Here is a 1,991-nt window from a genome sequence, read left to right on the forward strand (position 1 = left end):
GACGAGTAATCTCAACAGGTTCGCCGTGAGTAGCAGCATCCAACACTTCTGAAATATTGGCTCGTGCTTGGGTTGAGGTGTATGTACGCATAATATATCCCCAAAGATGTACGTATAAATTGTACATATTTTGTGTATTTATTCAACAGCAGGGATCTCGGTACGGATTACCTTTACGTGTGGCTTTTTTATATCCTCATATAACGTAACCAATCGCACGTTAAGCTACGTAGATATACAACTGTATTCGTCGTGACCCGATTTGACAGTCACCCACTTTGATTCAGTGCCAGTTTGTCACTCTGGACAATATATTTTTAATACTCGCATTGTCGATAACTTTCATATCAATTGCCTGCCAGAATAAAGCCTGTTAAATAGCTACCTTTCCATTTTCATAGGTAACAGTGGTAATAATCATGTGTTGCTGTGATTCGCTCTGCAATGCTATGGTGACAAAAAAGCCAGATATAACAATATATACCTGGCTTTATGATTTTCTCTGAGATGCTAAGAAACACTTGAATTTATTCATTGAGTAGGTGATGTTAATCCTTGCTACTACTGAATTTGTTCTACTCAATATTTTCTAGGGGTACACCCTTGGGTACACGCTAAATCGAGGTGTACCCTGAATTGATAAAAATGCGTACAAGCATGAAAATCACGTATTAGCGATGTGATTACTTTTTGAGTTTTTTCTTGGCTATCGTTTCTAATTGCTTGATGCTTTTCTCTGGTGGTGGTAAATCCTCTGGCATTGTTCCGCCCAACTCTTGGATCGTATCTCTTACTTTACTTCCAACATCAAAATGAGTCTTGTTTGCTTGCGTTTTACTTTTTACGTTATCCCGTCTCAGCTTTTCCTCGGCTTGAGTTGCTCTAAATAAGTTAGCAGCAAGCTCCGTTGACCCCATGTGATCTAATATGCGCTGTGATTTTTTTAAGCCTTTTCGCTGGTGGATTGCTTTCTGGTCTAGTCCACCGTATAAACCTTGATAGCCGTGATTTTGGAAAATGGCAAAATCAATATTTGTTTCTACTCCTGCTCGCTGGGCTGTTTCAACCAACTGTTTATTATGCTCTTTTAATTCATTTCGCAGAAATAACCGTTTTTCATCTTCGCGTAATTTTTTGAACGCATCATTATCTGCTAGCTCTTGTCGCCTAGTCTGAACTGCAAAATATGTTTGTCCTGCGGCTATCACTGGTTTGCTTGGATCGCCATTTTGTACAACGAGGTAGCAAGCATAGCGAGACAGTATCACATCCTTTAATTTTCTTTGTGCACCTGAGCCAATATTGACCATATCGAGGACATCCTCGAAATGGTCTTCAATATTGTGCCCGCTATGGGAGCAGGCTTCTTTAGCTCGCTCTAAAACAGGCGTGAAGTGGCGGTACTCTGAATATTCAAGAAGCTTAGAAAGCTCTCTAGCTGACCAAAATTCGATACCAGATTCATCAATTCTTTTTATTTCTTCAAATGGCTGGTGGTGTTGCTCCATGTATCGAACCTCTCATGTTTGTTAGTGGTATAGATTGATAATACAGATAGCTTACTCTTAGTACTACAGTCGTACGCTCCATTGTGGCATGATAGCTCATGATATATTCTTCCTGAAAATAGGGGGAGGTGTTCAATGCGCTCACCTGTCAACCTTTGGGAACAAGAACTGCTCTCATTACACACGCGTCTGACACCGTTATTTCACCATGCCAGTCCACAGCAACGCTGCCTCGCCTATCTCCGGGGATTACCCAGTGATGTTGAGCGTAAAAATAGCTGGCAACTGGCGGAATGGTTGGGTGAACACTCGCCTGATGGCATTCAATATTTTCTGGAACGTGCCCGGTGGGATGCTGAAGCCGCCCGCGATATTTTACGCGACTATGTGACTGACCATCTCGGTGATGAGCAAGGCATCCTCATCATCGATGAAACCGGTTTTATCAAAAAAGGGACGCATTCTTCCGGCGTCCAACGCCAA

Annotated in this window: 3 protein-coding genes; 1 reads left to right on the forward strand and 2 read right to left on the reverse strand. The window is 41.9% G+C overall.

The window, feature by feature from the left end:
• The coding region (locus Xedl_RS19355) for a type II toxin-antitoxin system Phd/YefM family antitoxin (RefSeq protein ID WP_143187498.1) at window positions 1-91 on the reverse strand (91 nt) is incomplete at its 3' end.
• A 592-nt stretch (window positions 92-683) separates the two neighbouring features.
• The gene (gene dinD / locus Xedl_RS19360) at window positions 684-1,508 is read right to left on the reverse strand and encodes a DNA damage-inducible protein D (RefSeq protein WP_074019008.1); all 825 of its coding nucleotides are present in this window, start codon (window positions 1,506-1,508) and stop codon (window positions 684-686) included.
• A gap of 135 nt (window positions 1,509-1,643) precedes the next feature.
• Here dinD and Xedl_RS19365 point away from each other — a divergent pair.
• The coding region (locus Xedl_RS19365; protein ID WP_143187499.1) for a transposase at window positions 1,644-1,991 on the forward strand (348 nt) is incomplete at its 3' end.

The organism is Xenorhabdus eapokensis, assembly GCF_001908105.1.